The 19,328-nt window shown below is 59.7% G+C and carries 13 protein-coding genes; 9 read left to right on the forward strand and 4 right to left on the reverse strand.

Annotation, left to right across the window (positions count from 1 at the left end; all coding sequences use genetic code 11):
• Positions 1–1,980, reverse strand: a complete 1,980-nt coding sequence (gene mnmC / locus ACW9HX_RS04195; protein WP_457379603.1) for a bifunctional tRNA (5-methylaminomethyl-2-thiouridine)(34)-methyltransferase MnmD/FAD-dependent 5-carboxymethylaminomethyl-2-thiouridine(34) oxidoreductase MnmC — start codon at positions 1,978–1,980, stop codon at positions 1–3.
• A gap of 173 nt (positions 1,981–2,153) precedes the next feature.
• On the opposite strand from mnmC, the gene pap reads away from it, so the two are divergent.
• Together pap and ACW9HX_RS04205 are read left to right on the forward strand one after the other, a co-directional pair.
• The gene (gene pap / locus ACW9HX_RS04200; RefSeq protein WP_457379604.1) at positions 2,154–3,668 is read left to right on the forward strand and encodes a polyphosphate:AMP phosphotransferase; all 1,515 of its coding nucleotides are present in this window, start codon (positions 2,154–2,156) and stop codon (positions 3,666–3,668) included.
• 102 nt (positions 3,669–3,770) lie between these two features.
• Positions 3,771–4,955, forward strand: coding sequence for a thiolase family protein (locus ACW9HX_RS04205; RefSeq protein WP_457379605.1), 1,185 nt, complete (start codon positions 3,771–3,773; stop codon positions 4,953–4,955).
• A 135-nt stretch (positions 4,956–5,090) separates the two neighbouring features.
• On the opposite strand, the gene ACW9HX_RS04210 is transcribed toward ACW9HX_RS04205, so the two are convergent.
• Positions 5,091–5,285 (reverse strand): DUF6316 family protein, encoded by a 195-nt coding sequence (locus tag ACW9HX_RS04210; protein WP_457379606.1) that lies wholly within the window; start codon positions 5,283–5,285, stop codon positions 5,091–5,093.
• 209 nt (positions 5,286–5,494) lie between these two features.
• On the opposite strand from ACW9HX_RS04210, the gene ACW9HX_RS04215 reads away from it, so the two are divergent.
• Positions 5,495–6,454, forward strand: coding sequence for a DMT family transporter (locus ACW9HX_RS04215; protein WP_457379607.1), 960 nt, complete (start codon positions 5,495–5,497; stop codon positions 6,452–6,454).
• A 123-nt stretch (positions 6,455–6,577) separates the two neighbouring features.
• On the opposite strand, the gene ACW9HX_RS04220 is transcribed toward ACW9HX_RS04215, so the two are convergent.
• Positions 6,578–7,972, reverse strand: coding sequence for a class II fumarate hydratase (locus ACW9HX_RS04220; protein WP_457379608.1), 1,395 nt, complete (start codon positions 7,970–7,972; stop codon positions 6,578–6,580).
• A 193-nt stretch (positions 7,973–8,165) separates the two neighbouring features.
• Between ACW9HX_RS04220 and ACW9HX_RS04225 the strand changes: the two genes are divergently transcribed.
• From ACW9HX_RS04225 to ACW9HX_RS04245, 5 genes are all read left to right on the forward strand, one after another.
• A complete protein-coding gene (locus ACW9HX_RS04225; protein ID WP_457379609.1) occupies positions 8,166–8,684 on the forward strand; it encodes a DUF2059 domain-containing protein in 519 nt (172 codons plus the stop codon).
• A gap of 12 nt (positions 8,685–8,696) precedes the next feature.
• Positions 8,697–8,996, forward strand: a complete 300-nt coding sequence (locus tag ACW9HX_RS04230) for a BolA family protein (RefSeq protein ID WP_457379610.1) — start codon at positions 8,697–8,699, stop codon at positions 8,994–8,996.
• Positions 8,997–9,098: 102 nt separating this feature from the next.
• On the forward strand, positions 9,099–10,040 hold the full coding sequence (trhO, locus tag ACW9HX_RS04235; RefSeq protein ID WP_457379611.1) for an oxygen-dependent tRNA uridine(34) hydroxylase TrhO: 942 nt from the start codon (positions 9,099–9,101) through the stop codon (positions 10,038–10,040).
• Positions 10,041–10,075: 35 nt separating this feature from the next.
• Entirely contained in the window at positions 10,076–10,678 is a 603-nt protein-coding gene (locus tag ACW9HX_RS04240; protein WP_172829544.1) for a DsbA family protein, read from the forward strand.
• Entirely contained in the window at positions 10,671–12,488 is a 1,818-nt protein-coding gene (locus ACW9HX_RS04245) for an ABC transporter ATP-binding protein (RefSeq protein WP_457379612.1), read from the forward strand. Before ACW9HX_RS04240 ends, ACW9HX_RS04245 begins: the two co-directional genes overlap by 8 nt.
• Before the next feature lies 1 nt (position 12,489).
• Here ACW9HX_RS04245 and ACW9HX_RS04250 read toward each other — a convergent pair whose 3' ends face one another.
• The gene (locus ACW9HX_RS04250; RefSeq protein ID WP_457379613.1) at positions 12,490–16,644 is read right to left on the reverse strand and encodes a hypothetical protein; all 4,155 of its coding nucleotides are present in this window, start codon (positions 16,642–16,644) and stop codon (positions 12,490–12,492) included.
• 217 nt (positions 16,645–16,861) lie between these two features.
• Between ACW9HX_RS04250 and ACW9HX_RS04255 the strand changes: the two genes are divergently transcribed.
• On the forward strand, positions 16,862–19,324 hold the full coding sequence (locus ACW9HX_RS04255) for an EAL domain-containing protein (protein WP_457379614.1): 2,463 nt from the start codon (positions 16,862–16,864) through the stop codon (positions 19,322–19,324).
• Positions 19,325–19,328 lie beyond the last annotated feature (4 nt).

Consider the following 19,328-nt stretch of genomic DNA (forward strand, 5'->3'; position numbering starts at 1 on the left):
TCATTTGCCCCGAATCAGACGGCGCAAGGCAAATCGATTCGGATGGCAGGCTTGCGCCACGCTTCTGGGCAGTGGCAAGGGCTCGTCGTCCAGCCAGGCGGCCAGCAATTCTCCGGACAGTGGGGCGGTGATCAATCCGCGTGAGCCATGGCCGCTATTGACGTACAGACCGTCCAGCCACGGGCAGGCGATATCCGGCACTTGTCGGGCATCCTTGCCCAGTGCCGCATAGGCCTGGTCGAAGTCTTCGCGGTCGGCGAGAGGGCCGACGATCGGCAGGTAATCGGGGCTGGTGCAGCGGAAGGCGGCACGTCCTTCGAGACGTTCGGCATCCTGTTCGCTGATCTGCAGGCGTGAGACCAGATCGCCGGAGATTTCTTCGAGCATCGCCAGATTACCCAGGTGTTCGGCGGTGGTGGGGGTCAGGTCATCGTTGCTGAAATCGAAACTGGCGCCGAGGGTGTGTTCGCCCAGTCGTGCCGGTGCGACATAGCCTTCGGCGCAGACCACCGTGGTCAGTGCCTGACTTTGCGAGGTCTGCGCCAGTCGAGTGATCTGCCCCCGTATGCGTTTGAGGGGCAGGTCGGCGCTTTGGGTAAACCGCTTGATTTCGGCGGCACCAGCCAGCACCACGACGGGCGCGGTCGCGATCAGTCGTTCACCATCGAAGGCTTGCCACTGACCGTCGACTTTGCGCAGTTCCACGGCTTCCTGATGGGTGAGCAGTGTGATGCCCGGTTGTGCGGATTGCGCCTGACACAATGCCGGCGGATGCACCCAGCCGCCCTCGGGATAATACAAACCGCCGTGTGCCAGACCGATCCCGGCGCGGGCCTGCGCCTCGGGTTGATCGAGCCATAGCAGAAGGTCTTCGGGAAACGCTGCGGCCAGTTGTAACTGGCGCTCGCGTTCCTTTTCATTGAATGCCAGTTGCAGCACGCCGCAGTCGTCCCAGTCGGTGCCACGCTGCAAGGTTTCGAGCAGGCGCCGGGTGTAACCGAAACCGCTGACGATCAACTGTGACAATGCCGTGCCGTGGGCGGACAGTTTCAGATACAGCACGCCTTGTGGATTGCCCGAGGCTTCCTTGGCCACCGCGTCATGCCGTTCCAGCAAACTGACCTGCCAGCCCCGCGTTGCGAGACTGGCAGCCGTGGCGCAACCCGCCAGACCGGCACCGATCACCAGGGCGCGACGCTCGGAGGTGACAGTCACCGGCCGGGCGAACCAGGGCTTGTCCGCTACGGGTGATGGAACATCCTCTGGCCAGCCGAGGAATTCACCGCGCAGGATTTCCCATTTATGACCAATGCCTGGTGTGCGCTTCATCTTGAAACCGGCAGCGTTGAGCAGGCGTCGCACCCAACCGGTGCTGGTGAAGGTACTGATGGTCGAACCGGGCGCCGCCAGCCGAGCCAGCTCCGCGAACAGTTCGGCGGTCCACATCTCCGGGTTTTTCGCCGGGGCGAAACCGTCGAGAAACCACGCGTCAATCTGGCCGTCCAGTTGCGGTAGTTGCTCCAGTGCATCGCCGATCAACAGCGTCAGGGTGACCCGACCGTTATTCAGAACAATGCGCTGGAAACCCTGATGGATTGCCACGTAATGCTTGAGCAGTTGATCGGACAGCGGCTTGAGATCCGGCCACAACGCCAGCGCCCGCTGCAGGTCGGCGGGGCTCAACGGATACTTTTCGACGCTGACGAAATGCAACCGCGCACCGGCCACGGCGTGCTGTTCGAACAACTGCCAGGCACAAAGAAAATTCAGCCCGGTGCCGAAGCCGGTTTCACCGATCACCAGTCGCCCGCCCGCCGGCAACGCGGCAAAGCGCTCGGCCAGCCGGTTCTGTTCGAGGAACACGTAGCGGGTTTCATCCAGCCCCGACTGGTCGGAAAAATACACATCGTCGAACACTCGCGAACGCGGGCGTCCCTGGTCATCCCAGTCGAGTTGGGCGTGGGGCATTACAGGTTTCATGGCAGGCTCGGCAACGGCAAGGCGGCCATTCTAGCCGATCACGCGGGCGGTGCTTGATCCATGGCAAGCCATGCCAAAGATGACTCACGGACAATCCGCCGCCGGCGGGAATTTGTGTGCCGCGTCTGTGCCCAATCCGCTAGTCTTGCTGAATCCTGGAAGGAGCCGTCCCTATGTTCGAATCCGCTGAAATCGGTCACGCCATCGACAAAGAAACCTACGACGCCGCCGTGCCCGCGCTGCGTGAAGCACTGCTCGAAGCCCAGTTCGAGTTGCAACAGCAGAAGCGCTTTCCGGTGATCATCCTGATCAACGGCATCGAAGGCGCCGGCAAGGGCGAGACGGTCAAACTGCTCAATGAATGGATGGATCCGCGTCTGATCGAAGTGCGTACCTTTGACCAACAGACCGATGAAGAGCTGGCGCGACCACCGGCCTGGCGTTACTGGCGGATGCTGCCGGCCAAGGGGCGGATGGGGATTTTCTTTGGCAACTGGTACAGCCAGATGCTCCAGGGCAGGGTGCATGGGTTGTTCAAGGATCCGCGACTCGATCAGGCGATTGCCGGTGCCGAGCGTCTGGAAAAGATGCTGTGCGATGAAGGCGCGCTGATTTTCAAGTTCTGGTTCCACCTGTCCAAGAAGCAGATGAAGGCACGCCTCAAGGCGTTGGCCGACGACCCGCTGCACAGCTGGCGCATCAGTCCGCTGGACTGGCAGCAATCGGAGACCTACGACAAGTTCGTCAAATACGGCGAGCGTGTGTTGCGCCGCACCAGCCGCGATTACGCGCCGTGGCATGTCATCGAAGGGGTGGACGCGCATTACCGCAGCCTGACCGTGGGCAAGATCCTGCTCGAAGGCCTGCAAAATGCGCTGAAACGTCCGGACGTGCATGCGAACGCTGTCAGTGCCCAGCCGCTGGGCACATCGGTGGATCAGTTGAATCTGCTCGACAGCCTTAACCTGACCCAGAGCCTGGAAAAGAAAGACTACGAAGAACAACTGATCACCGAACAGGCTCGACTGTCCGGACTGATGCGCGACAAGCGCATGCGCCGGCACGCGCTGGTGGCGGTGTTCGAAGGTAACGATGCGGCGGGCAAGGGCGGGGCGATCCGTCGGGTCGCGGCGGCGCTCGATCCGCGTCAGTACAACATCGTGCCGATTGCCGCGCCGACTGAAGAGGAGCGTGCGCAGCCATACCTGTGGCGTTTCTGGCGGCATATTCCGGCGCGGGGCAAGTTCACCGTGTTCGACCGTTCGTGGTACGGCCGAGTGCTGGTGGAGCGGGTCGAGGGCTTTTGCAGCACGGCGGACTGGATGCGCGCCTACGGCGAAATCAACGACTTCGAAGAGCAGCTCGCCGACGCCGGGGTGATCGTGGTCAAGTTCTGGCTGGCGATCGACAAGGACACGCAAATGGAGCGTTTCCAGGCCCGTGAAGAGATCCCGTTCAAGCGCTTCAAAATCACCGAAGACGACTGGCGCAACCGCGACAAGTGGGACGCCTATCGCGCCGCCGTGGGCGATATGGTCGACCGCACCAGTACCGAAATCTCGCTGTGGACGCTGGTCGAAGCCAACGACAAGCGCTGGGCCCGGGTCAAGGTGCTGCGCACCATCAACCGTGCGCTGGAAGAGGCCTTCGAAAAGTCTGACAAGAAGGCCAAAAAGAACAAGGACTGAACCGATGGGGCCGCATACGCGAGGTGAATGATTGTCGCAGTCAGCGATTGGGTGGACTTATGCTCGGTCCACTCTCAACCGACTCCAACAATGAGGTATGCCATGCGTGAAGTGGTGATCGTCGACAGCGTGCGGACCGGCCTGGCCAAGTCCTTTCGCGGCAAGTTCAACCAGACCCGTCCCGATGACATGGCGGCCCATTGTGTAAACGCGTTGCTGTCGCGCAACGACGTCGACCCGGCCAGCGTCGAGGATTGCATCGTCGGTGCCGGTTCCAACGAAGGCGCCCAGGGCTACAACATCGGCCGTAACGTGGCGGTGCTCTCGCAACTGGGCACCGGCACGGCGGGCATGACCCTCAACCGTTTCTGCTCTTCGGGTTTGCAGGCGATTGCGATTGCCGCCAACCAGATCGCTTCGGGTTGCAGCGACATCGTTGTCGCCGGCGGCGTCGAGTCGATCAGCCTGACCCTGAAAAGTGTCAACACCGATCACTTGATCAATCCGTTGCTCAAGCAGCAGACGCCCGGCATCTACTACACCATGGGCCAGACCGCCGAAGTGGTGGCGCGCCGTTACGGCGTCAGCCGTGAAGCCCAGGATCGTTACTCGCTGCAAAGTCAGATCCGCACCGCTCAGGCTCAGGCAGCCGGCCTGTTCAATGATGAAATCGTGCCAATGGCGGTGAAATACCGGGTTGAAGACAAGAACAGCGGTGAGGTGCAGATCCTCGACGGCATCGTCGATCGCGACGACTGCAACCGCCCGGACACCACCTATGAAAGCCTTGCCGGACTGAAACCGGTGTTCGCCGAGGATGGTTCGGTGACGGCCGGCAACTCGTCGCAGTTGTCCGACGGCGCCTCGATGACGCTGGTGATGAGCCTGGAAAAGGCCCTGCAACTGGGGCTCAAGCCGAAAGCGTTTTTCCGTGGGTTCACCGTGGCCGGTTGCGAGCCGGATGAAATGGGCATCGGCCCGGTATTCTCGGTGCCGAAACTGCTCAAGGCCAAAGGTTTGCAGGTAGCGGACATCGACCTGTGGGAGTTGAACGAAGCGTTTGCCTCGCAGTGCCTGTACGCCCGTGATCGGCTGGAAATCGACAACGAAAAGTACAACGTCAACGGCGGCTCGATTTCCATCGGCCATCCGTTCGGTATGACCGGGTCACGCCAGGTCGGGCATCTGGTGCGCGAGTTGCAGCGACGTAATCTGCGTTACGGGATCGTCACCATGTGCGTGGGCGGCGGGATGGGGGCGACCGGGTTGTTTGAGGCCGTACGCTAGGCATTGAGCGATACGTTGACCGGCAAATCGTAATCGCGGGCAAGCCCGCTCCCACAGTGTTTGAGTGTGCTCACAATAAGTGGCCAACACGGAACCTGTGGGAGCGGGCTTGCCCGCGATTGGGTTCAGCACTGCTTATCTGTTGGAATCCATCATTTGCATCCGCGCGATATACGCGCGGATTTCCTGCTCGGCTTTCTCGGGACTGTCGAACGGCCCTTCGAGGGTGTTCTCCCGGGTGCTGAAAAACAGTTCGCCGTTGACCCGGCACACCCGGTCGCTGCGAAAGTGCGTGGCGGGGGCGGTGTCCTGGGCGCGCATTCCGAACATGTCGATCTCCTTGAGCGCTGCGCTGGATGGGATCCAAAGAGCTTATGCCTGAACCACTTGCGGCGCTTCGTCAGCCGATCAACGGCAACGCGTCAATTTAATGCTGCGACCTGCACAGTTTCATTTGCGGCTTGAGCGTAACTGTCCCTGTGTCGGCCGGGGCTCTGCGCCTAGAATGACCGCACGGGTCATCGGCTATCGGGGTTCTCATGCACGTTTCATCGGGTCGCTGGGTGTACGGCATGTTTCTGGCCTTGTTGACGGCGTTTCTGTGGGGAATCCTGCCGATCAAGCTGAAACAGGTGTTGCAGGTGATGGACCCGATCACGGTCACCTGGTTTCGCCTGCTGGTGTCCGGCGGTTGCCTGTTCATTTATCTCGCGGCCACCAAGCGTTTGCCGAGTCGCAAGGTACTCGGGCCAAAGGGTGGCTGGCTGGTGCTGATGGCAGTGCTCGGGCTGGTGGGCAATTACGTGCTGTACCTGATGGGCCTGAACCTGCTCAGCCCCGGCACCGCGCAACTGGTGGTGCAGATGGGGCCGATCATGTTGCTGATCGCCAGTCTGTTCGTGTTCAAGGAACGCTTCAGCATTGGTCAGGGCATTGGTCTGGCGGTGCTGTTGATCGGTTTTGCGCTGTTTTTCAATCAGCGTTTGGCGGAGTTGCTCACGTCTTTGTCTGATTACACCGCCGGCGTGTTGCTGGTGCTGCTGGCGTCGACCGTCTGGACTTTTTATGCGCTGGGCCAGAAGCAATTGCTGACGGTATGGAATTCGCTGCAGGTGATGATGGTGATCTACCTGTTCTGCGCCATGCTGCTGACGCCGTGGGTTCATCCGCTCGAAGCGCTTGAGCTGAGCCCGTTGCAGGGCTGGTTGCTGCTGGCGTGCTGCATGAACACCCTGATCGCCTACGGCGCGTTTGCCGAGGCGTTGGCGCATTGGGAAGCTTCGCGAGTCAGCGCAACGCTGGCGATTACGCCGCTGGTGACGTTCGGTGCGGTGGCGATTGCCGCCGCAGTGTGGCCGGACTATGTGCATGCCGAGCAGATCAATGGTCTGGGCTATGGCGGGGCAGTGCTGGTGGTGCTGGGGTCGGCGCTGGTGGCGCTGGGGCCTTCCCTGATTGCCGGGTTGAAGGCGCGGCGGATGAAGGTGGCGGCCAGTTAGACCGCGTCGCTCCAATTCGCGAGCAAGCCCGCTCCCACTTTTGACTGCAATCCCATGAGAGGAATGCAATTTAATGTGGGAGCGGGCTTGCTCGCGAAGACTGACTGTCAGGCGCTGATGAACTCAGCCCTTGGCCCCGGCCTCGATCATGTTCTCCGGCCGCACCCAGGCATCGAACTCTTCATCGGTCAGATAACCCAGTTCCAGCGCCGCCTCGCGCAAGGTCTTGCCTTCGCTGTAGGCCTTCTTGGCGATTTCCGCCGACTTGTCATAGCCGATGTGCGGGTTCAGCGCTGTCACCAGCATCAGGCCGCGTTCCAGATGGCGCGCCATGACCTCGGCGTCCGGCTCAAGCCCGGCGATGCAATGCTGCTGGAAGTTGCTGCAGCCATCGGCCAGCAGGCGGATCGATTGCAGCAGGTTGTGGATGATCACCGGTTTGAACACGTTCAATTGCAAGTGACCCTGACTGGCAGCGATACCGATCGTCACATCGTTGCCGAGCACCTGACAGGCGAGCATCGACAGTGCTTCGCACTGAGTCGGGTTGACCTTGCCGGGCATGATCGAACTGCCCGGTTCGTTGGCCGGCAAGCGCACTTCTGCAAAGCCTGCGCGAGGACCGGAGCCGAGCAGGCGCAAGTCGTTGGCGATTTTCATCAGTGCTACTGCGAGGGTTTTCAGGGCACCGGAAAGCGTGGTCAGTGGTTCATGGCCGGCGAGGGCGGCGAACTTGTTCGGCGCGGTGACGAATGGCAGGCCGGACAGCGCCGCCAGCTCCGCGGCAATGGCTTCGCCGAACCCGTGGGGCGAGTTCAGCCCGGTGCCGACGGCGGTGCCGCCCTGGGCCAGTTCGCAGACCGCCGGCAACGCCGCACGAATCGCCCGTTCGGCGTAATCCAGCTGCGCGATGAAACCGGAGATCTCCTGACCGAAGGTGATCGGCGTGGCGTCCATCATGTGGGTGCGGCCGGTCTTCACCAGTTTCATGTGCCGCGCCGACAGTTCGGCCAGACCACCGGACAGCTCGGCGATGGCCGGCAGCAGTTGGGTCTGCACCGCCTGTGCGGTGGCGATGCTCATGGCAGTGGGGAAGCAGTCGTTGGAACTCTGCGAGCGGTTGACGTGATCGTTGGGGTGTACCGGCGACTTGCCGCCTCGTGGGTTGCCCGCCAGTTCGTTGGCACGGCCGGCAATCACTTCGTTGGCGTTCATGTTGCTTTGGGTGCCGCTGCCGGTCTGCCAGACCACCAGCGGGAACTGGTCGTCGTGCTGGCCTTCTAGCACTTCGTCGGCGGCCTGTTCGATCAGGCGAGCGATGTCGGCGGGCAGGTCGCCGTTGCGGTCGTTGACCCGGGCCGCGGCTTTCTTGATCAGCGCCAGGGCATGCAGTACCGGCAAGGGCATGCGTTCCTGACCGATGGCGAAGTTGATCAGCGAGCGTTGCGTCTGAGCGCCCCAGTAAGCGTCGTCCGGGACTTCGATCTGGCCCAGGCTGTCGGTTTCGATACGGCTCATCGTGCACACTCCTGTTGGTCTGTTTGCGCAGTTTAGGCCCGGTGAGGCCCAAGTGGTTCCATCCAGCCGATTGTTGCCCCGCCAGGCTCCGCCAATCAAGCGCGGCAAGGGCCGGGGGTTGAGCCGCAGCGTTATTCAGGCGCAGAATGGTCGCCCTTGGGGTTTTACCTCGCCTAGCTGAAAAGGAAACTCGATGACTCGTCTTCGTGCCATCTGCACCGCGGTTGCCCTGGTTTGCGCCAGCGGCCAGGTGCTTGCCGATACCGCCAGCCACAACGCCAGTGCCGAAGCTTTCCTGACCCTGGCGCACGCTGACAAGCTGGGCACTCCGGTGTACATGCAAGTGCAGCAGATGTTCGCCCAGCGTTTTGAACAGACCAAGGCTCCGGAATCCAAGAAAACCGTACTGGACACCTACCAGGCCAAGGCCAACGCCGCCCTGGACCAGGCCATCGGCTGGAACAAGCTGAAACCGGACATGGTCAAGCTCTACACCAGCACCTTCAGTGAACAGGAACTGAAAGACCTGGTCGCGTTCTACCAGTCGCCACTGGGCAAGAAAGTCCTGGAAAAAATGCCGCAGTTGACCCAGCAGTCGGCTCAGATGACTCAGGCCAAACTGGAGCCTGCCGTGCCGGTGGTCAACAAGCTGCTGGACGACATGACCAACGAGCTGGCACCGAAAGGCGCTGCTCCGGCCAAGAAGAAGTAAGCGGAGTTCGTGATGACCATGCAACAACGCATCGAATCGACGCTGGCGCTGCTTCAGCCTGAGCATCTGCAAGTGCTGGACGAAAGCCATATGCACAGTCGCGGGTTGCAGACCCACTTCAAGGCTGTGGTGGTCAGTGCGCAGTTCGAAGGGCTGAACCGGGTCAAGCGCCACCAGAAAGTCTACGGCACGCTCGGCGAGCTGATGGGCGAGTTCCATGCGTTGGCGCTGCACACCTACACCCCGCAGGAATGGGCAGAGGTCGGGGCCGCTCCGACATCACCGACCTGTGCCGGCGGCAGCAAGCATTAAGCTTCGGTTTTTTGCTAGAATCCGCAACGCGCCGCTGACCCGGCGCGTTTTTTTTTGAATCCGGTTCACCCTTTGCGAGGGTAGCCACCTGGAGAAATACCCATGACACAACCGATTGTCGTGGCGGCACTTTACAAGTTCGTCACCCTCGAAGATTACGTCAACCTGCGCGAGCCCCTGCTGCAAGCGATGGTCGACAACGGTATCAAAGGCACGCTGCTGATCGCCGAAGAAGGCATCAACGGCACGGTCTCCGGCAGCCGTGAAGGCATCGATGGCCTGCTGGCCTGGCTGCGCAACGATCCGCGCATGATCGATATCGATCACAAGGAATCGTACTGCGACGAGCAGCCGTTCTATCGCACCAAGGTCAAGCTCAAGAAAGAGATCGTGACCCTGGGTGTCGAAGGCGTCGACCCGAACAAGAAGGTCGGCACCTACGTCGAACCGCAGGACTGGAACGCGCTGATCAGCGACCCGGAAGTGCTGTTGATCGACACCCGCAATGATTACGAAGTATCGATCGGCACCTTCGAAGGCGCCATTGATCCGAAAACCACCAGTTTTCGCGAATTCCCCGACTACATCAAAGAACACTTCGACCCGGCCGTGCACAAGAAGGTCGCGATGTTCTGCACCGGCGGCATCCGCTGTGAGAAGGCATCGAGCTACATGCTGGGCGAAGGCTTCGAAGAGGTTTACCACCTCAAGGGCGGCATCCTGAAGTACCTCGAAGAGGTGCCGCAGGAAGAAACCAAATGGCAGGGCGACTGCTTCGTATTCGACAACCGCGTGACCGTGCGCCATGACCTGAGCGAAGGCGACTACGATCAGTGCCACGCCTGCCGTACCCCGGTCAGCGTCGAGGATCGTGCTTCCGAGCATTACGTGGCCGGCATCAGCTGCCCGCACTGCTGGAACACCCTGAGCGAGAAAACTCGCCGCAGCGCCATCGACCGTCAGAAACAGATCGAACTGGCTAAAGCGCGCAACATGCCGCACCCGATCGGCTACAACTATAAGCAAGCATCCACCGAGGCTTAATCATGTCTGCACGCCTGCTCTATGTGATGGATCCGATGTGTTCGTGGTGCTGGGGATTTGCTCCGGTGGCCAAGGCATTGGTGGAGCAGGCGCAGGCAGCCGGGGTGGAACTGCACCTGGTGGTCGGCGGGTTGCGCACCGGCAGTGGTGCGGCGCTGGAGCCGACGACCCGGCGCTATATTCTCGAACACTGGCAGGCGGTCACCGAGGCCACCGGCCAGCCGTTCAAATTCGAAGGCGCATTACCGGACGGTTTTGTCTACGACACTGAACCGGCCTGCCGGGCCATCGTCACCGCGCGCAGCCTGGCGCCGGATTGTGCCTGGAAACTGGTCGGGTTGATCCAGCACGCGTTTTACGCTGAAGGTCGCGATGTCACCCAGGCCAGCGTTCTGGTGGAGCTGGCAGAAAAGGCCGGTGTCCCGCGCATCGAATTTGCTGCCCTGTTTGATCATGCCGATCAACACAAGGCGACCCAGGCCGATTTCAGTTGGGTGCAGGATCTGGGGATCGCCGGATTCCCGACCCTGCTCGCCGAACGCAATGGCCAACTGGCGTTGCTGACCAACGGCTACCAGCCGCTCAGTGAACTGTCACCGTTGCTCGGCCGATGGCTGGAGCGCGCGGCCTGTGTCTGACCCGGCCGATGACACGCCAGCCGTCAAGCGTGTCGACCGGCTGAGCTGGGCTGAAGTCCGGCGACTAGCTCTTCATCACAAAAAATCCCTGTGGATCGCCAACGGTGTCGCCGTACTGGCGACGTTGTGCAGCGTGCCGATCCCGTTGCTGTTGCCGTTGCTGGTGGACGAAGTCCTGCTCGGCCATGGCGATGCCGCACTGAAAGTCATGAACCATGTGCTGCCGACGATGTGGCAGCAGGCGGCGGGCTACATCGGTCTGATGCTGGTGGTGACCCTGACCCTGCGTTGCAGCGCCCTGTGTTTTGGCGTGCTGCAGGCGCGGTTGTTTGCGCGGCTGGCCAAGGACATCGTTTATCGCATCCGCGTGCGGCTGATCGAGCGTCTGAAGCGGATCTCCCTGGGCGAATACGAAAGCCTGGGCAGCGGCACGGTCACCACGCACCTGGTCACAGACCTCGATACCCTCGACAAATTTGTTGGCGAGACCCTCAGCCGTTTCCTGGTGGCGATGCTGACCCTGGTCGGCACCGCCAGCATCCTGATGTGGATGCACTGGAAACTGGCGCTGCTGATCCTGCTCTTCAACCCGTTGGTGATCTATGCCACGGTGCAGTTGGGCAAACGGGTCAAGCACCTGAAGAAACTGGAGAACGACAGCACCTCGCGCTTCACCCAGGCGCTGAGCGAAACCCTCGATGCAATCCAGGAAGTGCGTGCCGGCAACCGTCAGGGTTTCTTCCTCGGTCGTCTCGGTTTGCGGGCTCAGGAAGTGCGTAACTATGCGGTCAACTCGCAGTGGAAGACCGATGCGTCCAACCGCGCCAGTGGTCTGCTGTTCCAGTTCGGCATCGACATCTTTCGCGCAGCGGCGATGCTCACGGTGTTGTTCTCCGACTTGTCGATCGGCCAGATGCTCGCGGTGTTCAGTTACCTGTGGTTCATGATCGGCCCGGTCGAACAACTGCTGAACCTGCAATATGCCTATTACGCAGCGGGCGGTGCGCTGACCCGAATCAACGAACTGTTGGCCCGCGCCGACGAGCCGCAATACCCCGGCGGAGTCGATCCGTTCAAGGGGCGCGATACCGTCGGGATCGAGGCGCAGGGGCTGAGCTTCGGTTATGGCGATGAACTGGTGCTGGATCATATGAACCTGTCCATCGCACCTGGCGAGAAAGTGGCGATTGTCGGCGCCAGCGGCGGCGGCAAAAGTACTCTCGTGCAATTGCTGCTGGGCCTGTACACGCCGCTGGCCGGGACGATCCGTTTCGGCGGATCGACCCAGCAGGAAATCGGCCTGGAAACAGTCCGGGAAAACGTTGCGGTGGTGCTGCAGCATCCGGCACTGTTCAACGACACCGTACGGGCCAACCTGACCATGGGCCGCACCCGCAGCGACGAAGCCTGCTGGCAGGCATTGGAAATCGCCCAGCTCGAACCCACCATCCGCGCCTTGCCGGACGGGCTGGACAGCATCGTCGGTCGCTCAGGCGTGCGCCTGTCCGGTGGTCAGCGGCAACGGTTGGCGATTGCGCGGATGATCCTTGCCGAGCCGAAAGTGGTGATTCTCGACGAAGCCACCTCGGCCCTCGACGCCGCCACCGAATACAACCTGCACCAGGCCATGGCGCGGTTCCTGAATGGCCGTACCACGCTGATCATCGCCCACCGTTTGTCAGCGGTGAAACAGGCAGATCGGGTGCTGGTGTTCGATGGCGGGCAAGTGGCCGAGGATGGCGACCATCAGCAACTGATTGCCGATGGTGGTCTGTATGCCAAGCTTTATGGGCATTTGCAGCGGTTGTAGGTTATTTCCACAGTACTTCCAGCGCCCCTGCTTCACCTTTGTGGCCGAACGCTTTCATGAGCACCGCGCATGATCCGCAGGGTGGCATTGTGGTTGCGACACTCACCGATTTCAATTCGAGCGGGTCGGGATATTTCTCGCGTATCACGCGAATCAGCTTGCTTTCACTGTCCAGGGATGTCGGCCGTGTCGCCAGTTTCGGTGTGTAGGTATCGATATCCTTGATTGTCAGCGGTATTGCGACCAACTGACCTTTTTCTGTCAATTCAAGGTTTGTCGCGCTCACGGTGGGGTTGAAGTCGACGTTGATGTAAGTCGTGTCGCCGATCTTTACATGATTGGTGCCAAGGTGGCGAAAGACGGGCAGGTGTTTGGTGGTGCCCTGCGCTCCAGAAACGCTGACGTAAACTTCTCGTGCGCCGTTTGCGTTAATGACCTCGGCATAGGCAATGTTTCGGGGGTTGTCCGTACGATCAAACCGGTGCAGCAAGCGCTGCAACTTGTCCATTGCGTCGTTGATGCGTAGGGCCCCAGGTGCATCGACCGGGCTGATTGTCGGTGACAGAAACAAGGTGTCGAAGATTTCCGCCGTTCGCCGCCGAAATGCTTCCGGCGCCTCCGTACTGCGTGCCCAGGTCGTGGCACCTTCGGGACGATGAGCGACGATCATTCGCGTCGAATGATCGAACATCAATGCCTCTCCGGGACTGGTGTCCACCTTCAACCACTTCATGCCGGCAGGCGGGTTGGCCGAGGTGCCCAATGGAATGGCAATGTCTTCCATTGTCTTCAAGGCTCGCTCAACTGCTGCAATCCCGTGAATCCGTACCGTGTTGTTGGCATTGAGCGATCCCGTATAAACCGTCTTGAGCTCACCGGCCAGTTCGGGGGGCAGGGTTTGCGCTTTGCTTAAAACGAGGGGGTCAGAAAGTGCCTGGCCCGGTAATCGCTCGGTGACGTAGAAATCTGCGGCATTGAGGCGGGTGTATACATAGTGCTTTGTCTCGTCTATCGAGGGCACGATGATCGCTCCAGTTTCCAGCGTGTCGAATTTTTTTGGATTGCTGTAGGGAAGGCGAACCTTGATTCGCGCGTAGATTCCCTTTTGAAACTCCAGTGAGGCATCGAGTCGCTTATAGGTCCGGATGGCATTTCCCAGCAATGGCTGTGTCGAGATAGCAGGCGTGTAAATACTATCCCCAAACCAGTCCGCCCAGCCTTTGCTTGTATCCTGACTACCGATTGCCGGTGTCGGTGCCGGATCTTGAGTGACATAGCTGGTTCTGCATACGTCGGAACCCGGCATGCGCCGCACTCGGCAAGGCACGGTCTTGAACATCGATTGATCGTCGATCAGGTCGGCGCGTCGTAGTTGATCGCCGTCCAGGCGATACGGGATGTCATCGATCAGCAGCGTGGTTCGTCCATCGACTTCAAGCATTTCGCGGATACTGGCGCTCTCCGGGACCTGTGCCACGATGTGGGTTTCAGTCGGGGGGTGCGTCTGGAAGACAGATCTGCCTTGTTTGAGGCTTTTGCCATTATTGTGCAGGCGAGGGCCGTAGGGCAGGGATGTTACCGGGTCTACCAGATGCAGACGTTTAAGCCCTGTCTGGCGCACGAGTACGTCATTTACGCCGTTGACGGTTGCCAGCGTGTCACCCTTTGTCAGTGCAGACCAGTTTCCGGGATCCAGGGCCTGAGGCAGGTTGTTGGCCATTCGGAAATTGTGAACCTTGCTCCGAATTCTTCTGTAGACGATGACACTTCCCAGGCGGGCGAAGTGCAATCCTGTGCGAGCGCCAGTTAGCATCCCTTGTAAAAGAGAAGGTATGCCGTCAAGCGGGTTGAGATTGCTCAGCGATGACGTCAGCAGTTTTCGAGACAGTGTCGAGAAGGAGGGAAGACTCGCTTTGACGGCAATGCGCGACGTTCCAGCAGTTGCCTTGATCAGGCGCACCGAACCGGACATGAATTTACCGATGGGACAAAGGAACGACGCCAGGTCAAGCAACAGTCCGATTCCGCCCATGATTTTGTCTTCGGTTTTGTCCGACAGAAGATCATCGATGCTGCCCCAAAAAGGTACAAAACCTTTGACGATCGCCACGAAATGTTCCAAGCGCTGTTGGACTTTGGCCCTTGCGGTGTCGAAGGTTGTCATGCCTCGAGTCTGCATGCGCAAATGCTGCTCATCGACATAGAGGAAGTGAGTGGCGATGTGCTGGGCCAGGCCATTCAAACGGGAGGTCAGCGCAGTGGTTTCGCTTTCGCTGGTCGTTGACCCAGATGACGCGACTGCCGGCCGAAAACTCATGACATCAAGAAACCCCACACAGGATGCCCGTGCTGCCGGCGCACTCCCGTGGAGGTGGGCGCGCCAGTCAAGCAGCAGTGAAGTGCTGTGGTTGCGTTCGGGGGAATAACTCTGTCCGGGAATCGAGGCGTGCAACGGAAATTCGGTGTAAACGCCCCCGACGGTGGAAAACCTCAAGCCTGTCCGCAGACGAATGAAACCGGCGCTCGGGATGAGCTCGTAGTAAGTGATAGTACCGTTGTGGGTCGCTTTCAGAACGAACCCCTTCCTTGCCCGGTCCTGTTCTGACGGCCCCTGCGGACCGGGTTTCTCTCTCAGGCTCAGTATCTGGACTTCACCTTGAGCCAGTGCCCGGCGATCGTCCAGTGGGAGTGACGTCAGCAGGCTGGCGATCAGGGTCTGATAAGCCGGCCTGATCGTGGCCAGATAGTTGCTGTACTCGGATTCGAATTGCGCGTTGATGTCTGGTAGATGTTTGCCTGTCCAGCTTAAGACACCCTCATCCACCCGTTCATAACCGCCCCATGAATTCTCGAGTTCGGCATACAGTATCCTCCGGTCATCCAGCCTGAGTGCCGTAGTGGTTCGCGTTTTGCCATCGGGCTGGGAGACGATCCACTGTTTGCCGCCATCGAGTCGGCCGTCTGCATAGACATCCAGAAAGTCGTGGCCCATCAGCTTCAGGGGCGGGGTAGATCTGGACCCTCCGTAGCTTGGATCCGCAGACAGCAACTTGCGCCCGTCCCGGTCGAACGTAAATCCTCTGAACAAATCGGCCAAGACTTGCCCGGCCATTTGCAGTCGGTCCGGAGGGAGAAGGTCCAGTGTCATTACCGCTTTGTTCAGGCGATCACTTTGCTCTTCCAGCGCCGACAGCGCACTCTTGATGTCCTCCTGATCGCAAGCCAAGGCAGTTTTTGTCTGAATGACGCCGGTGCAGATCGCCCATTCCAGGGCGGGACTTATACGTAGACGTGCAATGTTCTCGAGCTGTTCGCTGGATGCGCCGACGCTACGTTCCAGGGGCAGATTGACCAGTTGCTGGAAGGTCAATGCCTGCGATTGATCACTGTCAGTCTCTTCGGCCAACAGCACGCCGTGCATGAAGTTCACCCATACCACCGAGGTCTTGTAGCGAAGCTCCGGGGGAATATCACGTACCGCGAAGTCTTTCGACAGGCGAATCTCGAACACACGGGCCAGGAGTATCGACTCTTTGGTCGTGGCAGCCCGTTTGGTGCGCAGCAAATGCCGTTCGAAATCCTCGCGCAAGGCTTGATAGCTTTTGCCCCAGTGGACCGGGTCTTTCCAGCCGAAACCGGCGAGCTCTTGCGGTTCATTGTCCTTGGCGGTTTGAAGATAGAGGCAAATGGCTTTGCAAAGCAGTTGATGGTGTACAGACTTTGATGTCTGTTCACCGGGCTCTCCTCCATACCATTTGAGCTTTTTCAGCAGCCGATCGGCGAGATCCTGTGATTCGGCAGAGTTCAGCAGGCGCTGGAGGTATGTCGAGGGTGCCGCGCGAACCTGAGCTATGGTGGGTTCATGCAGCACGTCGACAGCCAGGCGACGAATCAGATTGGGCCCGGCGTTCATAAAGCTTTTGACCGTATCTACAATCTGCTCATTGACCTGATTCGCCTTGTACAGGTCAATGGTCATGACGCTAGCGAGGGTGGGGGTGGCAAGTTGAAAAGCCTTGAACCTCTTGCGGTCCCGGGCGGAGGGTACAGAAACAAGGGACTCGATATCCGGACCGGCATCAAGTTCCATCGTCTGTTTGACGCTTGATTCTTCGACTGTCGAGGAATCTGTTGAAGTTTTAGATGTAGTTGGCATGTCACACTCCTTGTGAACACATTCGCGCCATAGACGCGGGGAAGCCTGGAGTGCCAGTAGACAGGCGGCAAAACCTGCGTTGGTCGTACATATATAGGGGGCGTTTGTACTCGACGGAGGCTGATCCGCCGCTTGCCGGAACAGTGAACGCCTCCTAGTCTTGGGGGGATGGTCTGATGGCGAAGGATGATCAGGCAGTGGCCACGCAAGGAATCCCATGAAGCAAAAGCGGACTCTCGGAACGCCTCGGTTGCTGGGCATCGTCTGGCCATTTATCGCCGTCGTGTTGTTTCAAGCCTTGCTGGGGGGCGTGAGCCTCTACGTCCTGTCGGCCGTTCGCGGTTATGTGGCGGGCGAGAGTCTCTGGTCCAAGGGCCAGAAAGACGCGATCTATTACCTCAATCTGTACGCCGACAGCCGAGACGAGGCGATTTACCTCAAATACCAGCACGCGATCGCCGTGCCTCAGGGGGGCCACCAGTTGCGCCTGGCACTGGACAAGCAACCGCCCGACCTGCAAGCGGCGCGTGAAGGCATCCTCAAGGGCGGCAACCATCCGGATGATGTCTCCAGCCTGATCTGGCTGTATCTGAATTTCCGTCATTTCAGTTATCTGGAAACCGCCATCGACCGCTGGACACTGGGCGATGCCTATCTGGTGGAGCTCGATGATGTCGCACGCGAGATGCACCGCTCCATCACCGCCAATGCTGCCACCGATGCCGATATCCGGCGCTGGAAGGACCGGATCTTTGCGATCAACGATGGCGTGACGCCCGCCGCCAAGGCTTTCAGCGATGCTCTGGGCGAAGGGTCGCGGGTGATCCTGCGCCTGTTGCTGTTCACCAACCTCGCCACAGCGCTGGGCCTGATCGTGCTGGCATTGCTGCGCACCCGAAAACTGCTCAAACAGCGACATGCCTTCGCCGAGGCCTTGCAGCTTGAAAAGGACCGGGCCCACATCACTTTGCAGTCGATAGGCGACGGCGTGATCACCACCGACGTGAGCGGGGCCATCGAATACATGAACCCCGCCGCCGAAGCCTTGACCCACTGGAAAGCCGAACAGGCGGCCGGGCTGCCGCTGGCGGCCCTGTTCAATCTGCTGGACGACAATGCCCAGACCGAAGGATTGACCCTGATCGAGCACATTCTCAGCGGTCAGCTCAGCGGTGGCAGCGAACACTCCAAGCTGATTCAGCGACTGGACGGCAGCACCGTTTCAGTGACCCTGGTCGGGGCGCCGATCCGCAATGCCGGCAAGGTCAGCGGGACGGTGCTGGTGCTGCATGACATGACTCAGGAGCGGCAATACATCGCCAATCTGTCGTGGCAGGCGACCCATGATGCATTGACCGGCCTGGCCAACCGCCGCGAGTTCGAATATCGCCTCGAACAGGCCCTGCACAACCTGACCCGGCAGCCCGGCCGGCATGCGCTGATGTTCCTCGATCTCGATCAATTCAAACTGGTCAACGACACCTGTGGGCATGCGGCGGGAGATGAGTTGCTGCGGCATATCTGTGCGTTGCTGCAATCGGGCTTGCGCGAGGGCGATACGCTGGCGCGCCTCGGGGGCGACGAGTTCGGCATCCTGCTGGAAAACTGCGCGCCGGAGGCAGCCGAGAAGATCGCCGAGAGCCTGCGCCAGACCGTCCAGAATCTGCATTTTGTGTGGAAGGGGCGGCCCTTCCTGACCACCGTCAGCCTTGGTCTGGTGCATGTCGCGCAAACCCCGACCACCCTCGAAGCTTCGCTGCGTGCAGCCGACATGGCCTGCTACATGGCCAAGGAAAAGGGCCGCAACCGGGTGCAGGTCTACCATGCCGACGATTCGGAACTGTCCCTGCGTTTCGGCGAGATGGCCTGGGTACAGCGACTGCACATGGCACTGGAGGAAAACCGCTTTTGTCTCTACGCCCAGGAAATCGCGCCATTGGGTTCGGTTGCCAATGGCGCAGGCGGGCACATCGAAATTCTCCTGCGACTGCACGATGAGGCGGGTCGGATGATCCTGCCGGACAGTTTCATACCGGCAGCGGAACGTTACGGATTGATGACGTCGCTGGATCGCTGGGTTGTGCAGAATGTATTTAAAGTAATTGCCCAGTGTATTAACGATAAGTGTCAGGGTCCTCTGGCAATGTGTGCGATTAATCTTTCAGGCATTACTATCGGAGATGACGCCTTCTTGCACTTTCTGCGGGAACAGTTTGATAACTACGGTGTACCGCCTGAAATGATTTGTTTTGAAATTACTGAAACCAGTGCTATTGCAAATCTGGGCAGTGCAATCCGATTTATCAATGAACTCAAAGGCTTGGGTTGTTACTTTTCCCTGGATGATTTTTGCGCCGGAATGTCTTCATTCGCTTATCTGAAACATTTGCCTGTAGACTTCCTGAAGATCGACGGGAGTTTCGTAAAGGATATGCTGGACGACCCGATTAACCGCGCTATGGTCGAAGTGATCAATCACATCGGGCATGTCATGGGTAAGCAGACAATTGCCGAGTTTGTCGAAACAGCCCAGATCGAGCAGGCATTGCTTGAAATCGGCGTGGATTACGCTCAGGGTTATGTCATCGAACGCCCGCAATTGTTTACCTGCGACAGTTTGCAAAGTCGGCCCGCCAGACCGCAGCCGCTGTTGTTCAAGGCGCCTGGCACGTTCCGTTGAAGTC

The organism is Pseudomonas sp. SDO52101_S400 (genome assembly GCF_054071635.1).